The 20,524-nt window shown below is 35.5% G+C and carries 18 protein-coding genes; 13 read left to right on the top strand and 5 right to left on the bottom strand.

The genetic code is table 11. From position 1 onward, the window contains the following. Positions 1-253 precede the first annotated feature (253 nt). The 7 genes from GI584_RS16905 to pepF all read left to right on the top strand — a co-directional run bounded on the left by GI584_RS16905 (position 254) and on the right by pepF (position 8,551). Positions 254-1,471, top strand: coding sequence for a putative glycoside hydrolase (locus tag GI584_RS16905; RefSeq protein WP_100359622.1), 1,218 nt, complete (start codon positions 254-256; stop codon positions 1,469-1,471). 123 nt (positions 1,472-1,594) lie between these two features. Further along, positions 1,595-2,197, top strand: a complete 603-nt coding sequence (locus tag GI584_RS16900) for a GNAT family N-acetyltransferase (RefSeq protein WP_100359623.1) — start codon at positions 1,595-1,597, stop codon at positions 2,195-2,197. Positions 2,198-2,419: 222 nt separating this feature from the next. After that, on the top strand, positions 2,420-2,815 hold the full coding sequence (gene spxA, locus GI584_RS16895) for a transcriptional regulator SpxA (RefSeq protein WP_018933337.1): 396 nt from the start codon (positions 2,420-2,422) through the stop codon (positions 2,813-2,815). A gap of 374 nt (positions 2,816-3,189) precedes the next feature. After that, positions 3,190-3,873 carry an adaptor protein MecA gene (gene mecA, locus GI584_RS16890; RefSeq protein ID WP_100359624.1) on the top strand — a complete coding sequence of 228 codons (684 nt, stop codon included), beginning with the start codon at positions 3,190-3,192 and terminating at the stop codon, positions 3,871-3,873. Between the two features lie 268 nt (positions 3,874-4,141). Continuing rightward, positions 4,142-5,539 (top strand): DHA2 family efflux MFS transporter permease subunit, encoded by a 1,398-nt coding sequence (locus GI584_RS16885; RefSeq protein ID WP_153791948.1) that lies wholly within the window; start codon positions 4,142-4,144, stop codon positions 5,537-5,539. A 53-nt stretch (positions 5,540-5,592) separates the two neighbouring features. Continuing rightward, positions 5,593-6,678 carry a competence protein CoiA gene (locus GI584_RS16880; RefSeq protein WP_194842020.1) on the top strand — a complete coding sequence of 362 codons (1,086 nt, stop codon included), beginning with the start codon at positions 5,593-5,595 and terminating at the stop codon, positions 6,676-6,678. Between the two features lie 55 nt (positions 6,679-6,733). Continuing rightward, positions 6,734-8,551 (top strand): oligoendopeptidase F, encoded by a 1,818-nt coding sequence (gene pepF / locus GI584_RS16875; protein ID WP_153791946.1) that lies wholly within the window; start codon positions 6,734-6,736, stop codon positions 8,549-8,551. An 832-nt stretch (positions 8,552-9,383) separates the two neighbouring features. Here pepF and GI584_RS16870 read toward each other — a convergent pair. From GI584_RS16870 to GI584_RS16860, 3 genes are all read right to left on the bottom strand, one after another. After that, on the bottom strand, positions 9,384-10,277 hold the full coding sequence (locus GI584_RS16870; RefSeq protein ID WP_100359628.1) for a ClpXP adapter SpxH family protein: 894 nt from the start codon (positions 10,275-10,277) through the stop codon (positions 9,384-9,386). Next, positions 10,274-10,675 (bottom strand): globin domain-containing protein, encoded by a 402-nt coding sequence (locus tag GI584_RS16865; RefSeq protein ID WP_100359629.1) that lies wholly within the window; start codon positions 10,673-10,675, stop codon positions 10,274-10,276. The genes GI584_RS16870 and GI584_RS16865 overlap by 4 nt, the downstream gene beginning before the upstream one ends. A 184-nt stretch (positions 10,676-10,859) precedes the next feature. Continuing rightward, positions 10,860-11,441: a CYTH domain-containing protein gene (locus GI584_RS16860; protein WP_100359630.1), complete on the bottom strand. Its 582-nt coding sequence runs from the start codon at positions 11,439-11,441 to the stop codon at positions 10,860-10,862. Between the two features lie 140 nt (positions 11,442-11,581). Here GI584_RS16860 and GI584_RS16855 point away from each other — a divergent pair, with 140 nt between their 5' ends. From GI584_RS16855 to rpiA, 4 genes are all read left to right on the top strand, one after another. Further along, the gene (locus GI584_RS16855) at positions 11,582-12,208 is read left to right on the top strand and encodes a GTP diphosphokinase (RefSeq protein ID WP_100359631.1); all 627 of its coding nucleotides are present in this window, start codon (positions 11,582-11,584) and stop codon (positions 12,206-12,208) included. 14 nt (positions 12,209-12,222) lie between these two features. After that, entirely contained in the window at positions 12,223-13,029 is an 807-nt protein-coding gene (locus GI584_RS16850; protein WP_100359632.1) for an NAD kinase, read from the top strand. A gap of 20 nt (positions 13,030-13,049) precedes the next feature. Then, entirely contained in the window at positions 13,050-13,946 is an 897-nt protein-coding gene (locus tag GI584_RS16845; protein ID WP_153791945.1) for an RluA family pseudouridine synthase, read from the top strand. Positions 13,947-14,023: 77 nt separating this feature from the next. Then, on the top strand, positions 14,024-14,692 hold the full coding sequence (gene rpiA, locus GI584_RS16840) for a ribose-5-phosphate isomerase RpiA (RefSeq protein ID WP_153791944.1): 669 nt from the start codon (positions 14,024-14,026) through the stop codon (positions 14,690-14,692). 77 nt (positions 14,693-14,769) lie between these two features. Here rpiA and prpE read toward each other — a convergent pair whose 3' ends face one another. Both prpE and GI584_RS16830 read right to left on the bottom strand, forming a co-directional pair. Further along, on the bottom strand, positions 14,770-15,504 hold the full coding sequence (prpE, locus tag GI584_RS16835) for a bis(5'-nucleosyl)-tetraphosphatase PrpE (protein WP_153791943.1): 735 nt from the start codon (positions 15,502-15,504) through the stop codon (positions 14,770-14,772). A 29-nt stretch (positions 15,505-15,533) separates the two neighbouring features. Beyond that, a complete protein-coding gene (locus GI584_RS16830) occupies positions 15,534-16,724 on the bottom strand; it encodes an FtsW/RodA/SpoVE family cell cycle protein (protein WP_100362447.1) in 1,191 nt (396 codons plus the stop codon). Between the two features lie 338 nt (positions 16,725-17,062). On the opposite strand from GI584_RS16830, the gene mgtE reads away from it, so the two are divergent. Continuing rightward, positions 17,063-18,427 carry a magnesium transporter gene (gene mgtE, locus GI584_RS16825; RefSeq protein WP_100359636.1) on the top strand — a complete coding sequence of 455 codons (1,365 nt, stop codon included), beginning with the start codon at positions 17,063-17,065 and terminating at the stop codon, positions 18,425-18,427. Positions 18,428-18,449: 22 nt separating this feature from the next. Next, positions 18,450-20,303 (top strand): monovalent cation:proton antiporter family protein, encoded by a 1,854-nt coding sequence (locus GI584_RS16820; RefSeq protein WP_153791942.1) that lies wholly within the window; start codon positions 18,450-18,452, stop codon positions 20,301-20,303. Positions 20,304-20,524: the final 221 nt, after the last annotated feature.

Raw genomic sequence — 20,524 nt, 5'->3', positions numbered from 1 at the left:
AAAAAGCTCTTATGCTTTCTAGGGTAAGAGCTTTTTGTTTTATAAAAATGTATGGAGAATGAGTATTTTTGACTACTATAAAATAGAGGAAGTTAGACATTATTACCATCTTTTAATAGAAGAAATACAAAAATGAGAGGAAAGAACCAAATTCCATTTTTTTTAATATTTTTCTACGAATATTAACAAAAGAGTACAGAAATTCTATATAATAGAACTATACATAATTTTAGTCGTAGGAGTTTGATGGAATATGCGTAAGTACATAAAATGGTCAGTCAGCACGATGATTGCAATGCTTATGTTAGTTGCAATCACCACAACAGTAAGCGCTGAAGAAGAAGGAGATACACTGCAAGCGCAAGCTCATAAGAAGAAGGAAACAGAGCTATTTATTCACGAATTACCAGAAGCATTAGCAAGATTTTCGTTTGTATCTGATTTCCAATTTGAATATCCAGATGCTGTACGTGGAATCTATGTAACCGGTAATTCAGCTGGTGGCAGCCGGTTCGAAACATTATTGGATCTTCTTGATTCAACAGACCTTAATTCGATGGTAATTGATATTAAAGAGGATAATGGATTTCTTACATATGAACCCGAGGAAGAGCTACCCTATGAAGGTGTTGCTAAAAATTATATGAGTGATCCAAAAGAAGTGTTGAAAACACTTGAAGAGAAAGGAATTTATCCAATAGCGCGTATTGTTGTATTTAAAGATTCTGTCTTAGCAGAGGCAAGACCAGATTTATCTTTTACAAAAGATGGTGAAGTTTGGGCAAATGGTAAAGATGAATCCTTTGTAAGTCCATTTCAACATGAAGTGTGGGAATATAACCTTGATATCGCCAAAAGGGCAGCAGAACTTGGTTTTAAAGAAATTCAATTTGATTATGTTCGCTTCCCTGAAGGCTTTGAAAAACGTGATAAGGAATTAGAATATGATCTAGGTGATTATAAAGATGTCGAACTGAACGACGTTAAAAAAAGAGTAGAAGCTGTGACAGATTTTGTTGCATATGCGAGGGAAGAATTAAAATCTTATAATGTTGATGTATCAGTTGATATATTCGGTTATGCAGCAACATTGGAAGAAACACCAGGGATTGGACAAAACTTTTCGAAAATTGCAGATAATGTCGATGTGATTTCATCCATGATTTATCCTAGTCATTGGACGCCATATTTCGGCATTGATTTTCCAGATAAAGAACCATATCGATTAGTGGATGAATATGCCAAAGTTGAAAATGAGGTATTAGGTGCACTAGATAATCCACCTGTATCTAGACCATGGATTCAAGATTTCGAAGCACCATGGCTCTATAGTGGTTCAACTTTCCAGTATGGGGTGGAAGAAGTGGAAGCACAGATAAAGGCTTTAAATGAGAATGGCATCGATGAGTTTTTAATATGGAATGCTGGAAACACATATACTGAAGGGGTCGATTATACACCATTAGATTAACCTCACCAATGTGAGGTCTTTTCTATTAAGATCTGAATTCTTGCGATTAATTATAGCAAATGAGGGAATAATGAAAGTGATTCTATGCAAACAGGAATGACTTTAATAAAGGGGAGATTAGTTATGAACTGGTTCGAGAAATTAAATCAATATTTCCCTGTTGAGGAAATGAAATCAAAACAGCATATGGAATTACTATTAAAAGAAAAAGGAGATGTTTATTATAAAGATGAAGGTCCTCACCATGTATTAATGTATGCTGAGTTTCCTACTTTTCTTTTTATTGACTATGTCTATGTATCAACGGAATCACGTGGTCAGGGAATCGGCCATCAGCTTATGGAAAAGCTAAAGAAAAAAAATAAGCCGATTATATTAGAAGTTGAACCATACGATTACCAGGATAGTGATTCAACAAAGAGGTTACGCTTTTATCAGCGAGAAGGCTTTAAACATGCCGTATCCATCGGTTATTCAAGAAAATCTTTGGCAACAGATGAAACAAATTCATTAGAAATCTTGTATTGGTCACCAACAGGAGAAAATGAAGAAGAGATTTATGAGCAAATGAAGCGGATGTATGAAGATATTCATACGTATAAGGATGAAGAAATTTACGGAAAATCATATCAGCCTGTTGATGAAGTGTTGACATATAATGATGACCGGGAAGCGGATGATATCTTTGAAGCATTAGATAAACAACAGGAGAATAAAAATAAATAAAGTTTTAAAAATGTGTTTAGGGATGAAATGGAAGGGAATACTTTTAATAAAGGTGAAGATATGTAAAAAGTGAATAAAAACACATAACCCCCTATCATTCCGCCACAAGATATAGTATACTTAGTACATAGATGATAGATTAAACTCATTTTAAAGTAATAAAAGGTGTAAGTGAAAAGCATCTAAAAATTATAAATTAATCATTTTGAGGAGTGAAGTTACATGGTAACACTTTATACCTCGCCAAGTTGTACATCATGTCGTAAAGCGAAAGCATGGTTAGAGGAACACGATATTCCGTTTACAGAACGCAACATATTCTCAGAACCATTAACGCTTGATGAGATTAAAGAAATATTAAGAATGACGGAAGACGGAACAGATGAGATCATTTCAACTCGTTCAAAAGTATTCCAGAAATTAAATGTAAACTTGGATCAGCTTCCATTGAAAGATTTATTCCAATTGATTCAAGATAATCCTGGATTGTTAAGAAGACCAATCATTCTAGATGAGAAAAGACTACAAGTTGGATATAACGAAGATGAAATTCGTCGCTTCTTGCCACGAACTGTTCGTACTTTCCAACTACGAGAAGCACAGAGAATGGTAAACTAAAGCAAAAGCAGATCTTAATACTGAGATCTGCTTTTTTGTTAAAAAGAAAGTATCACCAATTCAACAATTACTCTGCCTTCTTTTTTATATTTTGTTAATAAATTGTAATGTGCTTTTTCACAAATTGAAGCAATTAACTAGTGACAAATAGGGCATAATAAGCTACAATCTATAATTAATACCATGTTTTAGGTCCAATTTTATTTTTTTAGGTTTTTATGTTTTCAAATAAGCAGTAATTATCATACAATAGAGGTAACATCCTTTTTAAATTAGATAGGATGACCAAAGGGTATATGTATTAATAAGGGTTTAGATAGATGAACAGTGATCCCTTCCAACCCAATCACTTATCAAGAAGGGAGAGTTACAGGATGGAAATAGAAAGAATTAACGAAAATACAATAAAATTTTACATCTCCTATATGGATATTGAAGACCGTGGCTTTGATCGAGAAGAAATTTGGTATAATCGTGAAAAGAGTGAACAACTTTTCTGGCAAGTAATGGATGAAGTCAATTATAACGAAGAAGAATTCCAAATTGATGGTCCATTATGGATTCAAGTGCAAGCTCTTGAAAAAGGTTTGGAAATTGTGGTAACGAAGGCACAAATTTCTAAAGATGGCCAAAACTTGCAACTGCCAACAGAGTCTGGAAAAACAATTGATATGCCAGTTGATGATAAGATTGAATCGCTTCTAGAAGAGAAATTCGGTCCGACAGATAAAGAAATGCCGGAAATGGAACAACAATATGGGCAGGATTTTGTTGTGGTGGTAAATTTTAAAGAGTTAGAAGATATTATTCAATTAAGTCATGTTTTTGAATCGTCTATAGGAATGAGAAATGAATTATATTACTACAACAATCAATACATGTTAATTACTCGATTTGATGAAGATTATTTGACAGATGATGAGCAAGAAGATTTAATTAGTCAAATTTTAGAATATGGTCAGGAATCGACGTTAACTGTGTTTGTTGTAGAAGAATACGGTAAAGTGATCTTTGAAGAAGATGCATTGGAACAAGTTTGCGAACATTTTGCACGTTAACTAAGTGTCCCATATGATGCTTAGTTTTTTCTTTGTTGTCTGTTATTTCGAAATAATACAAGTATTAACTGCGGAAAGATAGTATCTTTTCGCAGTTTTTCATTATGTACTTCGATTCTTATATATATTAGTTATCCTTCATATAATAAAGAAATGAAAGGATTTTCATTCACTTGGAAAATATAAAAAATCTTGCATTTATTTCGTATATCGAAATATTTTATGTTATGATATAATCTGTATGTTAAAAATGGAAAGAAGGAAGAGTATGAACAACGATATAGAGATAAAACGCACACCATTGATGATTGTTTTAATGTCAGGTGCATTTGTCGCAATATTAAACCAAACATTATTAGGAACAGCATTACCACATATAATGGCTGATTTAGAAATCGATGCGGCTACTGCACAGTGGTTACAATCGATTTTTATGCTTGTAAACGGGATAATGATCCCAGTTACAGCATTTTTGATTGAACGTTTTACCACTAGAGCATTATTTTTAACAGCGATGGGATGTTTTGCGGTAGGTACCTTGGTAGCAGCAGTAGCTCCTGGCTTTTCTGTTTTGATGGCTGGGAGAGTATTACAAGCAGCTGGTGCAGGTATTATGATGCCATTGATGCAGACCATTATGTTTTTGATTTTCCCAATTGAAAAGCGTGGAACGGCAATGGGCCTATTTGGGATGGTTATTGCGTTTGCGCCAGCAATTGGACCAACGTTATCAGGCTGGTTAGTAGAAACTTTCCCATGGAGAAGTTTGTTCTACGTTGTGTTACCGATCGCTATAATTGACTTGATCGTTGCAAATAAGATTTTAGTTAACGTAACGAAGCAGACATTCCCGAAAGTAGATGTTACCTCGATTGTTTTATCAACGCTAGGTTTTGGTGGTATTCTTTATGGATTCAGTATGGCCGGGGACGTTAATCACGGTTGGCTAAGTGGTATGGTACTTATTCCATTAGTTGTTGGAGCCATAACGTTATTTTTCTTTATTCATCGTCAGTTCCGTTTGGAAAAACCAATTCTAGAATTTCGTATATTCAAGTATAGTATGTTTAGCTTGACTACCGTTATCGGGATGATCTCCTTTTTAGCGATGATTGGTGGAGCAATTATTTTACCGATCATGATGCAGGACTATTTAGGATTCACAGCATTGGAATCAGGACTAGCATTGTTACCTGGTGCCGTTTTAATGGGATTAATGAACCCAATTACCGGGCGCTTATTCGACCGTTTTGGTGGAAAATGGCTAGCCGTGATTGGATTAGGATTACTAACGATCACAACATTCTTATTAGCAATTCTAACAACAGAGACAAGCTTTGCTTACATTACAACAGTGAATGCAGTACGGATGTTTAGTATTTCGATGGTAATGATGCCGGTAACTACTGCTGGGTTAAATCAATTACCAAACAATGTTATCCCTCATGGAACAGCGATGAATAATACAATGCGTCAAATGGCAGGTGCACTTGGTACGGCATTGCTCGTTTCCGTTATGATGAATCAAGCGATACCTTCTGATGGTTTGGCAGGAATGATCCATGGTGCTAATGTTTCGTTTATGGTTGCTGGTATTATTTCGGTAGGAGGTTTTATCTTAGCTTTCTTTATCAAAAACTCTATACCAGGAAAAACCGCAGAATAATGCAGGAAAAATTACCTCTTTGTAGAATTATATTACATGGAGGTGATTTTTTTATGTTACAAGCAGTTAATCAAACAGGAGAGCTTGTACCTATTTGGAAAATGAATCTTGACGAAATTAAGCAAAAAAGAAAGGAAAGATTTTTCTGTCCAGCCTGTAGAGAACCTTTAATGATCAAAGCAGGACTGAAAAACACGCCACATTTTGCTCACCACCGTAAAAGTAATTGCAACCTATCCGGTGAAGGGAGCTATCATGAAAATGGAAAAAAGGATATTTATTTGTGGTTAGTTGCGCAAGGGTATCAAGTAACATTAGAGCATTACTTCGCCGATATTAAGCAAAGGGCAGATATTTTTTTGGAGATGAAGAAGAAAAGAATTGCTATTGAATATCAGTGTGCTCGTATTTCTATACAGGAAATGTGTCGAAGAACGCAAGGTTACCGTTCAATAGGTGTTATTCCGATTTGGATCCTCGGGGCCAACAAATTACAGAGAAAAGGTACACACTCCATCAGCATTACTTCTAATGATCAAGCTTTCCTACATCAATTCCATCATTCATTACCACTAAGCATATTCTATTATTGTTCCAATACAAAACGTTTGATCATCTATCAAGATTTAATCTTTTTAACGAAAACCAAAACATTTGGGTCATTGCATATATCAAAGTTATCATCACTTGGATGGCGCGATCTGTTTCGATCAAGATATCGCAATAAAGAATTATTCCACAAATACTGGCAACAACAAAAACAACAATGGCGCAATCGTCCAGTACCACCATATCAGCGAGAAGAGATGAATTGGCGACAATGGTTATATCTTCATCAACTAAATACACAATCCTTACCTTCCTTCATTTATCTTCCAATCTCTACGCAATATCAAATGAAAAGCTCACCATGGATATGGCAATCCAGACTCTACATTGACCTTTTTTTAAAAAAAGAATATTTCACAATCGATCAAGCGATGCATCTTCTCCGTAATCATTACTATTCTTCTAATTATTTTCCTTTAATTCAGCCGTCAAATCACCCAATTAGTGAATATTTACAGTTATTGGTACGTATAGGTATTTTAAAGGAGGTCTCTGAAACCAATTACCAAGTAAATCGTACTACTGTATGAATAATACACAAATAAGTTATAATAAGATAACAGTAACAAAGAAGGAGGAATTTACATGGCAAAGGCTCAGAAATCACTACCGAAACGTGATGAAGTACCTGAAGAGTTAACATGGAAATTAGATGATATTTTTGCGACAGATGATGAGTGGGACAAACAATGGGAAGAAGTAAAAGCGTTATTACCTAAATTTGAAGAATTTCAAGGAAAATTGAATGATGGCGCAGATAAAGTATATCAATTATTGCAATTACAAGATGAAGTATCGGATCGTCTGAGTAAACTCTATACATACGCGCATATGCGTTATGATCAGGATACGACAAACTCTTTCTATCAAGCAATGAATGGTAAGGCGGAGAATTTGATTACACAAGCTTCCAGTAAAATGAGTTTTATAACGCCAGAAATCTTAAAATTGGACGAGCAGACGTTAGAACAATATTTACAGGATAATGAAGACCTACGTTTATATAAACATACACTAGATGAAATAAATCGCCAACGTCCACATGTTCTAACAGAGAAAGAAGAAGTACTGTTAGCAGAAGCATCTGAAGTGACGGACAATGCGTCGCAAACATTTGGTATGCTTAACAATGCTGATTTAACCTTTCCATCTGTTAAAGACGAGCAAGGTAATGAAGTGGATTTAACACATGGTCGCTATATTAATTTCCTTGAGTCAAAAGAGCAGCGTGTTCGTCATGATGCATTTAAAGCGATGTATGACACATATGGCAGTTTAAAGAATACATTTGCTTCGACGATACAAGGAGTGGTCAAAAAAGATAATTTCTATGCTAAAGTACGTAATTATGACTCAGCGAGACAAGCTGCTTTAAATAAAAATAATATTCCTGAGAAAGTGTATGATAATTTAGTTGAAGCAATCCATGATGGGTTGCCATTACTTCAGCGGTATGTAGCATTAAGAAAGAAAGTATTAGATATAGAAGAATTGCATATGTATGACCTGTATACACCATTAGTAAAAGATGTCGATATGTCATTTACCTACGAGCAAGCACAAGAAACTGTGACAGAAGCACTAAAGCCTTTAGGTGAAGATTATTTACAAGTCATGCAAAGGGCATTCAATGAACGATGGATTGATGTCGAGGAGAACAAAGGGAAGCGTAGTGGTGCATATTCTTCTGGCGCATACAGTACGAACCCATACATTCTAATGAATTGGCAGGACAATTTAAATAACTTATTTACATTAGCCCATGAGTTAGGTCACTCGATGCATAGCTATTACACACATAAACATCAGCCATACCGTTATGGAAACTACTCCATTTTCGTAGCAGAAGTAGCTTCTACCTGTAATGAAGCGTTATTGAATAATTATTTAGTGGAGAAAACAGATGATCCAAAAGAAAAATTATTCTTACTGAATCACTTTTTGGAAGGATTCCGTGGTACTGTATTCAGACAAACCATGTTTGCAGAATTTGAGCATAATATTCATGTATTGGCACAGGATGGGGAAGCATTAACTGCAGATCGCTTAACTGAACTGTACTATGATTTGAATAAAAAGTATTTTGGTGATGACCTGGTGGTAGATGAAGAAATCGGATTAGAATGGGCGCGAATCCCACATTTCTACTACAATTATTATGTCTATCAATATGCGACAGGCTATGCAGCAGCACAATCATTAGCCGCGCAAATTTTAGAAGAAAAAGAACCAGCAGTAGAACGTTATCTTGGCTACTTACAAGCAGGAAGCAGCGACTATCCTATCGAAGTATTGAAAAAAGCAGGTGTTGATATGACCGAAAAAACTCCTGTTACCAATGCATTAAAAGTATTCGAAGAAAAGCTTGATGAAATGGAGAAATTATTAGAGCAAGTTAAATAAGAAAAGCGCAGAGCGCTCGAGCTAGACAAATACCCAAATTTTATACTTTCATCCCTAATAAAATAAAAGGCCACCTTATCTGGTGGCCTTTTGAAATCCTTTAAATTGTTTTCTGTCACGTAAGAAATATACAGTCATGTAAATGGTGACAAATAATAGTGGCACAGTAAAATAGAGAGGAATCATACGCATTAATCCAAAAATATTAAGTATAAACGCAAATACCGGCAGAATGAAAAGTAATACTTTCATTACAATACCACCTCCAAGGGAGTGAATAGATGAAACTGTCCAATTATCAAGCACTACTCGAACGACTCAATCCACACCATCCTCAGTATGCCTTTATCAATAACCAATTCCGAAAATATTAATCAGGAGTGTATGGAGAAGATTCACTTAATTATTATTTTCGTATGAGTGGCCAGCATGACAAACAATTAATAAAAGGTTTACGACTTAAATATCAAGCCTATTTTCATATGGATCGTGACTGATAAATTCAATAATAACAACTATACTTTAATCGTATGCATTAGGCTGTAATGTAGAAGTGTGAAACTTTTGTGAATTTGTGCACAAACCTATTGTCATCCGGCTTCACGCTTGGTATAGTTAAGACAAGGTAAAACAAACAACCCCTTTGTTTGACCTGAAACTTTCTCCCATCCCTTATCTAGTAATAGGTAAAGCAGAAGAGGACATGTTGCGTAACATGTCCTCTTTGCTATAGTTAAAGAAAATATAAGTTGGGCTTTCTCACCGTGATTCCTTTATCTCAGTTGATTCGCTCCAGTCGCTACGTTACTAAAACGGGCGCTCTGCGCTTTTCTTATTTAGCATATTTCCAGAAGTATCCAAACTTCACCGGTACTTTTTCAACTAGTTGTTTAAGCTGTAACTTTTTCATTTCTTTTTCTGCTTTTTCCATTGACCAATCATAGACTACCGCTATTTCTTTTGTTCCAACAAAATCATAGTGTGATAAGAAGTCCAATAACTTAGGCTTCTTAGCAGGAAGTGGTTCTTTTTGCAGCATTTGCTTCAAGACTTTCACATAAATTTCATACGGATAAATACCAGAAATTTTTAAACCGGCATCATCTTCTGATTCATTAAAGAAAACCATAGTTGGGATATATTCAACGTCCATTTCTTTCGTTATTTTCAAGTCACATTGCAAAGCTTTTTTAGACGATTTTGAATAAAGGTCTTCACGAAATTCATCAATATCCAAGTGAACTGTTTTAGCACAATCTAATAATACTTCTTCCCGTGAAATATCTTGTTTATCTAAAAATGCAAGCTCCTGCAATTTACGCAAGAATCTTTTACCTGCCTTTTTTCCTTGTAATTCTGCCGCTTTAATTGCAATGGAAGCAAGCCATGGATAATGAATTGGGTTTTCAATCCAGAGATCCCCATCACAACTCATTCCGGTACGACTTGCGGTTTTTTCCCATATATCCTTTAATTTTCGTGGCTTTTCAAATTTATCTTTATGCAAGTTCGTTAGTTGTCCACTCAGAACCGTTCTTATCGTAAAAAAACGTCCGTACTCTATGGAAAGTTTCTTTAAATATGGCTCCAGAGACCAACATTCAGGGCAAAGTGGATCAATAAACACATATATTTCAATTGGTTTCTTTAAGATATCGATAAAGTGATAATGCGCTGTTTGGTTACGATCTTGAGGTTGCCAAGATCCGGCAGAATTCCAATTCACAATGATTCTCCTTTCTTTTCAGGCGTATTCATCATGTGATTGGCCGTAAGAGTTAGCCGATCAAACATTGCACTTCGAAATGGTTCCTCAATATTTGCTTCTTCCAGAGCACCCTCCATACAGGAAAGCCACGCGTCTCTCCTTGTCGGTGTAATTGGAAAGCGTAAATGACGCTTTCTCATCATAGGATGCCCATGTTCTTGTATATATAACGGTGGACCACCAAAAAATTGAGTCAAAAATTGCTTTTGTTTCCGTGCTACTTCGGTAAAGTCCTCTGGGAAGATCGGAATTAGATCAGGATGTTTAGACACTCGTGCGTAAAAAGCCTCAACTAATTCATCAATTTTTTTCTGTCCACCAATTGCTTCATAGATGGAGCCCGCTTCTTCTCTCATATTCCTCCAAACCTTTCATCTCATGTTACTAAAAATTCTCTGTCTTTATGTTACTATATTGTAACAGTGTTTACATAGAACTAGCAACTTATGTGTTTTGACAGCTTAATCCTTTTAGCTGTAAGCATGTAACTGTTATTGAACAGTAAACGAAAAAGTATAAAAATTAAAATGAAAGCGGTTCCTATATCTTTAGTGTATGATAAAATCGCTCAATTTTATTCGCCGTTTTCCGTTTTGGAATTTGATGTGTAGATAAAAGCTCTAGAAAAACTGTTTTACCATGTTGCTCATCTTGTGCTTCTAATTCTAGTTCATAGTCCGTATGGCCGTTATAATGACTTTGGTCTAGAACGACGGTTGTGTTATTATACATACATTCCAATCGGTATGTCTCCAACATGCCACCGTATGTTAAATCCTGCAAATTAATATTCATTGTATGTAGAGCTTTCGTTATTTCATCTTTTGCAATAATATGCCCTTTGATCCATTGTTGTGCTTCATCTGTTGTTATATCACAATGAGTTTCTAATAAACCAGGACCATTTGGGTTTGGCTGTTTTAGTGTTAGTTGGAATTGCTCTTTTTTTTCTCTAATTCGAAGTGCAGCACGGCTCTCCTTTAATTGGAAATCGGCTGTTTCAAAATAGTGGTTTTTCTGCTTCATATCAGTTAGTTTATAGGAACGGAAATGTTTAACTAATTTCTGATATTCATCTTTTGTTAAAAGGTTTTTAAATTCAATCTCAATTTCTTGTGACATATACTTCATCCTTTCATGCTATTATATTTTGAAGGATTTCTGACAAAAAAGCAAAAATAACGAAAATGGCAAAGATTACTTCTTTGTCAGATTATATGATAAAATAAACACAGATAATGTAAACATAGGTGGTGCAAGACATGAATTGGAGAAACTTCTTGGCACCTTATGCACAGGTGGTTGAAGAATTAAAGGTAAAACTAAAAGGAATGCGATCACAATTTGAATATGAGTCCAGTCACTCACCGATTGAATTTGTGACGGCCAGAGTTAAACCGGTATCAAGTATTAAAGACAAGATGAAACGAAAAAACATACATATTGATAATATAGAAGAGGAATTGCAAGATATAGCAGGGGTTCGTGTTGTTTGTCAATTTGTCGATGATATATATGATATCGTCGACCGCTTGAAATCACGGAATGATTTTGAAGTAATAGAAGATCGTGATTATATTAATCATAAGAAAGAAAGTGGTTACCGTTCCTACCACTTGATTATCTCTTATCCAGTGGAAACGATTCATGGAGAACGAAAAATTATTGCTGAAATTCAGATTCGCACGTTGGCAATGAATTTTTGGGCGACAAATGAGCATTCGCTTAATTATAAATACGAGGGCAGAATACCTGAAAAGGTTAGGACAAGACTAAAGCGTGCTGCTGAGGCAGCGTTTAAATTAGACGAAGAAATGTCAAAGGTAAAAGATGAAATCCAAGAAGCACAACGAATTTTCAAAACGAACAGAGAAAACAATGACAAGTAATGGAGGGGAGTAACATGCGCTTTGCAATCCTATCAAGAAGTGACAATAAATCAGAAGTGATTAAGTCGAGAGTGAAGCAATATTTAGCCGATTTTTCACTTGTATATGATGTAGAGGAGCCTGAGCTTGTTATTTCCGTCGGTGGGGATGGCACGTTTCTGGAAGCTTTCCATACCTATAAACACAGATTAAAGGATACCGCCTTTATTGGTGTTCACACAGGTCATTTAGGCTTTTATGCAGATTGGGTACCAGAGGAAGTGGAGAAGTTAATTATTGAAATCGCCAAGAAGCCTTTTGAAGTCGTGGAATATCCACTATTAGATATAAAAATTCACCCAGTTGATAGTGATCAATATAAGCAATTCGTGGCATTGAATGAAGCTTCTGTGAAATCATCAGAAGGAACAGTTGCCATGGATGTTCATATTAAAGGAGCTCATTTTGAACGTTTCCGTGGTGATGGATTATGTGTATCAACCCCATCTGGAAGTACCGCATATAATAAAGCCTTAGGGGGGGCAATTCTTCATCCCTCGCTTAATGCTTTACAAATAACAGAGATGGCATCGATTAATAATCGTGTTTATCGTACAATCGGTTCTCCTTTAATTTTACCGAAACATCATGTATGTGAACTTTTACCGCTATATCATGATAGAAGTTTTTTAATTACAGTTGATCATCATACCGAAATGTACGACAATATTGATCGCATTGAGTGTCGTGTCTCGGATGAAAAAATCCGTTTTGCCAGATTTAGAGCCTTTCCGTTTTGGAAAAGGGTGCACGATTCCTTCATTTCTGATGAAAGAACATAATAAAAATGTAGGTGGATAAATTGAAGTGGAAAGTAAGTAAGCAGTACGATGGCTTATTGTTAAGAGAATATTTGTTAGAAGTTAGAGGAATATCACGTAGAATTTTAACTGCCATTAAATTTGAGGGTGGTAAACTGTTAGTCAATAATAGCAATGTGACCGTCCGGCATCCACTATCAGAAAATGATGAGGTCGAGGTTATTTTCCCACCAGAAAATAGAAGTGAGTTATTAGTTCCGGAGCCTATACCTATTGATATTGTTTATGAGGATGAGGATATCCTAGTGTTGAATAAAGCACCGCATATAACTACTATACCGTCCTCTCACCATCCTAGCAATACGCTTGCGAATGGAATTATTCATTATTATGACCAGCAGCAAGTTCCTTATACGGTTCATGTGGTAACGAGATTGGATCGTGATACATCTGGTTTACTATTAATTGCGAAACATCGTTACAGTCATTCGATTCTTTTTCAGGATCAGCACGAATGTACAGTAAATAGACGCTATCAAGCAATCGTTGCTGGTCATCTTACTGAGAAAAAAGCGGTGCTAGATAATCCAATTGACAGAGCACCGGATTCGATTATCGAGCGAATGGTTGCCTCTACCGGTAAAAAGGCAGTGACACACTATCAAGTAAAAGATGAGTTGAAAGATATATCGTTGGTGGAAATTAAATTAGAAACAGGAAGAACCCATCAGATCCGTGTTCATTTCTCTTCAATTGGCCACCCTTTAATCGGTGATAGTTTATATGATGGGGATACTACTAAATTAAAACGACAAGCATTACACTGTCACAAGCTTGCCTTTAATCACCCGCTTACAAAAGAACGAATGGAATTTGAAATTCCCCTTGCAGACGATTTAGAAGAAGTCTGGCAACAGTTTAAATTAGCAAAGTCATAAAGAGTAAATATTTAGATTCACTCTTATTCGCACAATAAGGTAGCGTTAGACAATGAATGTTTTGGTGAGGTGATACTATGGATAATAAAAAGCTCGCAGGTGAAAAAGCCGTTGAATATGTAACAGATGGCATGTTTTTGGGTCTTGGAACTGGTTCAACCGTTTATTGGACTATTTTGAAATTAGCTGAGCTTGTAAAAAGAGGACTTGATATTAAAGGTGTACCAACTTCTAAAAACACTGAAAAACTTGCAAAAGAATTAGGAATTCCATTGGTAAGTCTGTCTTCAATCAACCATTTGGATTTAACAATAGATGGTGCTGATGAAGTTAATCCGAATTTAGAACTAATAAAGGGTGGTGGAGGAGCTTTATTACGCGAAAAAATGGTGGCATCTATTTCGGAAAGCCTTATTATAATTATTGATGAATCAAAATACGTTACTAATTTAGGTGAATTTCCGTTACCTGTAGAAATAGTACAATTTGGTTGGGAAATAACCAGTAATCAGATAAGTAGATTAGGTTGCAATCCTAAATTACGTATTAAAGATAACTCTCCTTTTATTACAGATAACGGGAACTATATATTAGATTGTTATTTTGAAAAGATACAAGATGCTTATAAACTGAATGGTACATTAAATATGATTCCTGGAGTTGTTGAAAATGGCCTTTTTGTTAATATGGCCGATACAATTGTGATTGGAAATAAAAATGCTACCATAGATATCTCACACAAATAATATTCACCTTATGTATTTGAAGTTATCGGGTGTAAGAGAAGAAAAAGACAATCATTTAACAGATTGTCTTTTTCTTCTCAGTATCTAAATTTCTCCTCTACAAACGGCATCGTGGATTCGACGCTGACTATCTCTTCTTCGGGTAGGCGGAAGGCTGTCAGTTTATTGCCAAATACACAACCAGTATCAATATTAATTGTTTGATTTACAAACCTCGGTTCTAAAACAGGTGTATGTCCGTAAACAATCCATTTGTCTCCATGATAATCTTGTGCCCAATCTCTCCGAACTGGTCTGCCATCATCATGTTTTTCACCGGTAATATCTCCATATAGTACAAATGTTTTTACTTTCTTATCATGTCTTCCGATATATTTTTCGGGAATCCCAGCATGTGCAATGACGGTGTTCAAGTCATCGATCACATGATATAACGGAGCATCTTCATAAAGTGTCATCATCATCTCTTTTACTTTGTCTTGATCTTGTTTAGACAGTTGTTCATATTCCGCTACGGTTGTTTCTAAGCCGTGTTGTTGTTTTACGTTATTGCCGAGAAAAAAACGATACAATTTATCACAGTGATTACCCGGCACATAATAGCCGTTTTTTTGTTCGACAACAATTTGGTAAACAAAACGAATCACTTCGAGGGAATGGGGCCCTCGATCTGTTAAATCTCCTACAAAAGCAAGTTTTCTTTCTTCTGGATGATGGATTTTGTCATTTTTCCAATGATAACCTAATTCTTTAAGAAGAGTTTGTAGCTCCTGATAGCATCCGTGAATATCACCTATAATATCTAATTTCATAAAAATACTCCTATCCGTTTGGTCTACTTCTATGATTCGTCAAACATATAGGTTTTTATACGATAAAAGACATTCAAAACAATTCCGATCGCAATCATATAGGTAAGTGTCGAACTACCACCATAACTGATAAAAGGTAAAGGTAACCCGGTAACAGGTAGCAATTGAATCGACATTCCGATGTTTTGAAAAACTTGAAAGGTAAACATACCAATAATTCCAGTTACCATGTAGCTGGCAAAGGGATCTTTACATTTTAATGCAATATAGATTAGCCGGTAAATAAGTAAAAAGAATATGAGGATTACAATACTAGAACCGAAAAATCCAAATTGTTCAGCGATAGCAGTAAAAATCATATCTGTATGATATTCAGGAATTCGATGTGCCATTTCAAATCCGCCAATTCCTTTTCCGGATAATTGACCTGAACCAATCGCTAACATAGCACGGATAACCTGATAAGCACCACCTTGGCTATGATCTTCAGGAGTGAGCCAACCTTGAAAACGACCAACGACATGGTCTAAATCATGGTCATAGAAAAATTGATTGACTTCATCTGTATACGTTAGATACAAGTAAATAATTGTCACAAAACCAAATAGCAACGTACTAGTTATGGTCAAGATAATTCGCCACTTGATCCCAGATACCAATACCATACATGCTGTAATTGCTGCTAATACCAGTACACCTCCAAGATCAGGCTGCTGTGCGAGAAAAATAATAGGGATAAGTGCGATAATCCCCATTTTACTTAATAACCAAAGATCCATTTTTACAGTATGCTCTGGATATTTTTCATTGTGCGCAACCATGATATGGGCCAAGAAAATAATTAAAAAGACTTTCATGAACTCTGCAGGTTGTATCGTTCCCATTCCTGGAAATTTAAACCAGCCCCATGCACCATTCACTTCCGTTGCAATACCTGGTGGGAAATGAAAATAGAGCATGATCAGTGAAATAATCCCTATTCCATAAAGTAACCAAGATACTTGTCGAAATCGATCATAATCAAACATCATAATAACGGCAACGGCCATCGATCCAGCAATATACCAGGTAATTTGTTTTAAGTACATGTTCTGGTATAAAGGATTTTGATCTAAGTATGGATCTAATGTATATAAAGTAAAAATACTTATAATCGCAAGAAAAATAATAATGAGAATCAATGAATAATCCAGCTTTGCATTCGAGTTTTTTTCCGACATAATCATATAACCTTTCTTTCTTGAAAAATATAGTCTATTCCTAGTATAGTGTATAAATGGTTTTTTGAGAATAAAAACAATTATTTCCCTTCATTATCACGGCGCTAATCGTCTGTAACCCGACTTTAAAAGAAGCGTGGGAAAATGGACGCTCTAACTTCCTGATAAGTTTCGCTAACATCAGTGGGGACAAAACCCCCATTGATGGAAGTCTCACTTTATTGTAACATCTTCTTTTGATAAGAATGTGTAAAATTAGCGTTTTTTTTTGCAAGATATGTTATTCTTTTAACATCCCAATTTAATGAATAAGTCAAAGTAAGATAGGGGGCGGAATAATGGAACATCTAGAACAACATGAGCGAATGGAAATGTGGGAAAAAATACAGAAGGCATTAGTCGATGAACAAATCGACCAATTTCGAGCGGAGTTTTTAGAGTTACATCCTTATGATCAGGCAAAGATTTTTGAAGAACAAGATGAGGATATCCGCTTTTTAATTTATTCCTACCTATCCCCGGAAGAAATGGCTGAAGTCATTGAACAGGTCGATAGAGACTTTGTTGAAGAATTCATCATTGAAATGGTTCCTGCATTTGCAGCAAAAGTAATGGAACATATGTCTACGGATGATGCCGTAGATATTTTAAATGAATTAGATAAAAATAAAGTGGCAAGTTTTTTAACGATAATGGACAAGAAGTCATCAGAAGAAATTAAAGAATTGCTTCATTATGAAGAGAAAACAGCCGGTAGTATTATGACAACAGAATTTGTTGTGATCAATACACAAATGACAGTCAAAGAAGCAATGCGGCATTTAAGGAAGGAAGCACCTTCTGCTGAGACGATTTATTATATTTATGTTGTCGATTCCCTTAAAAAGCTTGTTGGCGTTATATCATTAAGAGATTTAATTATTGCCGAAGGTGATTGGCTCATTCAAGATGTGATGAGTGAGCGCGTTGTCTCTGCCCCAGTTGGAGAAGATCAGGAAGATATCGCACAAATGATGCGTGACTATGACTTTTTAGCATTACCAGTTGTCGATTTTCAAGATCATTTGCTTGGAATTATAACAGTCGATGATATTATGGATGTTATGGATGAAGAAGCAAGTGATGACTACTCCAAGCTGGCTGGTATTTCCGAGGTAGAACGAAGCGGTGACACTGCTCTTTCATCCGCTAAAAAAAGACTACCATGGCTCGTTATTCTTTTATTTTTAGGTATGTTAACGGCCAATGTTATCTCTCGATTCGAAGCTACGCTGGAGCAAGTAGCAATTTTAGCTATTTTTATTCCATTAATTGCAGGTATGGCGGGTAACACGGGTACTCAGGCGCTTGCAGTAGCTGTTAGAAGTATTTCAACAGGTGAAATGGAGAAGAAGGGAAAAGTCTCTGTCATCTGGCAAGAAGCAAAAACAGGTTTAATTACAGGCTTGTCGTGTGGGGTTATTATCACAATATTGATTGCAATTTGGAAGAGTAATATATTTTTAGGATTACTTGTAGGTATTTCGATTATGGCAACTTTACTTGTTGCAACGGTATCAGGTGCATTCGTACCACTTGTTATGCACCGTTTTAATATTGATCCTGCTGTTGCATCTGGCCCGTTTATTACAACATTAAATGACCTGATATCAATATTTATTTATTTTGGTTTGGCAACAGCGTTTATGAGCTTCTTAATTTAAGAAGAAAGGGGTGTGCTGTAATATGGAGCATGCTGAGTCTGTCAGTTCATTAGTAATAGTCATCATCGCAGCATTTTTAACGCCAATTCTGTTGCACAGATTCCGGTTGAAAATGATTCCTGTTGTGGTGGCAGAAATTATTGTTGGTTTAATCATTGGACATAGTGGATTTAACCTTGTTGAAGAGAGTAACTGGCTGGAAACATTATCTACGTTAGGCTTTATTTTCTTAATGTTTTTAAGCGGTTTAGAAATAGATTTCTCAATTTTTTCTAATAAGAAACAACGTAAAAATCAAAAAAATACAACTGAAAAAATGCCTAATCCAGTCTTATTAGCTAGTTTTGTTTTTGTAGGTATTTTGATTTTATCGTTTTTACTATCCTATTTATTTGTTTTGTTTGGATTTATCGATAATGTTTACTTAATGACGCTAATTATATCAACTATTTCATTAGGAGTTGTTGTTCCTACATTAAAAGAAGCACAAGCAATGCAGACAACCGTTGGCCAAACGATTTTATTAATCGCCGTTATTGCGGATCTTGTTACCATGATACTGTTAGCAGTATTTGTGTCCTTCTATGGCGAAGGATCCGGAAATATGTGGTTACTACTAATCTTATTTGGTGTCGGTGTATTGTTGTATTTCGTCGGCAAGCATTTTCGTAATCAATCCTTTATTGAAACAATGTCTAAAGGTACGATTCAAATTGGGACAAGAGCAGTGTTTACGTTAATCATTTTTCTTGTTGCTTTATCCGAATCAGTTGGAGCTGAAAATATTCTTGGTGCCTTTTTAGCTGGTGCGTTAGTGTCGTTGTTAGCACCAAACCAAGAATTAGTACAAAAATTAGACAGCTTTGGTTATGGATTTTTAATTCCAATTTTCTTCGTGATGGTTGGGGTGGAATTGGATTTATGGGCATTGTTTGATGAACCCAAAGTATTAGCTTTGATTCCTTTATTATTTATCGCTTTACTGATTTCAAAAGTCATTCCAGTTGCACTTCTGAAAAAATGGTATGATACCAAAACAGTCGTAGCGGCAAGTATGCTATTGACCTCTACATTATCTTTAGTCATTGCAGCTGCGACCATTGGAGAACGATTAGAAATCATTACAAGTGAAATGCATGGGGCTCTCGTGTTAGTTGCTGTGCTGTCTTGTATCATTACACCGGCATTCTTTAAGAAATATTATGAAAATCAAGATGAAACAGACTATCAACAAACAGTTTCTTTCATTGGTACCAACCAGGCAACCATTCCGGTTGTTCGTGAATTAGATCCTAAAGAATTTGAGACACATTTATTTCATACAAAACAAGAAAAATTAGATGATAAACAAGGTCGATCTATTTTTGATATAAACGAACTCGATAATTATAATGTGGAAACATTAGAAGATGCTGGTGTATTTGATCATGATATAGTTGTGGTTTCTACCGGAGATGAATATAAAAATGAAGAAATTGCTACGTATGCTAAAGAGCAAGGGGTTGAAAGAATTATTGCTCGTATCGAAATTCCAGTTATCGAAAAAAGACTACAGGAAATTGGTATTGATGTATTCTCGGTATTGCTGTCGTCAAAAACACTGTTAAAGGCATTAATTGAATCACCAAATGTTGTAAACATCTTTACGCAACAGGACAGCGCATTGTATGAGATTAACATGAATAATGCTAATTATGATGGTACGCTTTTACGGGAGTTTCCATTTACGGGTGATGTAATTATGGTTCGTATTTTCCGTGGCAAAGATTCCATTGTTCCACATGGAGACACAGAATTGAAATTGAATGACCGATTAGTCGTAACAGGATCAACAGAATACGTAGAAGAACTGCAGCAAATATTAGAATATGTGTAGAATCTTTATTAGCTAATGAAATAGTCAGTCATGTTTAAACCCGCTTCCTTTAAATGAAGCGGGTTTAATTTCACCTAAAATATGCGAGCTTTCTGTGGGAAAGCATATACATGTTGGCGAGTATTGAGTCGTTTTACATGAAGAGATCAAAAATACTGTTCTTACCTAAGGCTTTACCTTTTGTAGTAACTTAGTAAAATCTGATATATTGGACAAAAGAG

It is taken from the genome of Gracilibacillus salitolerans, assembly GCF_009650095.1.
In the GTDB taxonomy this organism is placed as follows: Bacteria; Bacillota; Bacilli; order Bacillales; family Amphibacillaceae; genus Gracilibacillus; species Gracilibacillus salitolerans.
The sequence above is the reverse complement of the archived record's forward strand: the minus strand, read 5'-3'. Positions and strand labels throughout refer to the sequence as shown.

Excerpts from the sequence above, each read along its gene's own strand:
- GI584_RS16905 (WP_100359622.1), top strand. The coding sequence starts at position 254 with ATGCGTAAGTACATAAAATGGTCAGTCAGCACGATGATTGCAATGCTT.
- GI584_RS16900 (WP_100359623.1), top strand. The coding sequence starts at position 1,595 with ATGAACTGGTTCGAGAAATTAAATCAATATTTCCCTGTTGAGGAAATG.
- spxA (WP_018933337.1), top strand. The coding sequence starts at position 2,420 with ATGGTAACACTTTATACCTCGCCAAGTTGTACATCATGTCGTAAAGCG.
- mecA (WP_100359624.1), top strand. The coding sequence starts at position 3,190 with ATGGAAATAGAAAGAATTAACGAAAATACAATAAAATTTTACATCTCC.
- GI584_RS16885 (WP_153791948.1), top strand. The coding sequence starts at position 4,142 with ATGAACAACGATATAGAGATAAAACGCACACCATTGATGATTGTTTTA.
- GI584_RS16880 (WP_194842020.1), top strand. The coding sequence starts at position 5,593 with ATGTTACAAGCAGTTAATCAAACAGGAGAGCTTGTACCTATTTGGAAA.
- pepF (WP_153791946.1), top strand. The coding sequence starts at position 6,734 with ATGGCAAAGGCTCAGAAATCACTACCGAAACGTGATGAAGTACCTGAA.
- GI584_RS16865 (WP_100359629.1), bottom strand. The coding sequence starts at position 10,675 with ATGAGAGAAGAAGCGGGCTCCATCTATGAAGCAATTGGTGGACAGAAA.
- GI584_RS16860 (WP_100359630.1), bottom strand. The coding sequence starts at position 11,441 with ATGTCACAAGAAATTGAGATTGAATTTAAAAACCTTTTAACAAAAGAT.
- GI584_RS16855 (WP_100359631.1), top strand. The coding sequence starts at position 11,582 with ATGAATTGGAGAAACTTCTTGGCACCTTATGCACAGGTGGTTGAAGAA.
- GI584_RS16850 (WP_100359632.1), top strand. The coding sequence starts at position 12,223 with ATGCGCTTTGCAATCCTATCAAGAAGTGACAATAAATCAGAAGTGATT.
- rpiA (WP_153791944.1), top strand. The coding sequence starts at position 14,024 with ATGGATAATAAAAAGCTCGCAGGTGAAAAAGCCGTTGAATATGTAACA.
- prpE (WP_153791943.1), bottom strand. The coding sequence starts at position 15,504 with ATGAAATTAGATATTATAGGTGATATTCACGGATGCTATCAGGAGCTA.
- GI584_RS16830 (WP_100362447.1), bottom strand. The coding sequence starts at position 16,724 with ATGTCGGAAAAAAACTCGAATGCAAAGCTGGATTATTCATTGATTCTC.
- mgtE (WP_100359636.1), top strand. The coding sequence starts at position 17,063 with ATGGAACATCTAGAACAACATGAGCGAATGGAAATGTGGGAAAAAATA.
- GI584_RS16820 (WP_153791942.1), top strand. The coding sequence starts at position 18,450 with ATGGAGCATGCTGAGTCTGTCAGTTCATTAGTAATAGTCATCATCGCA.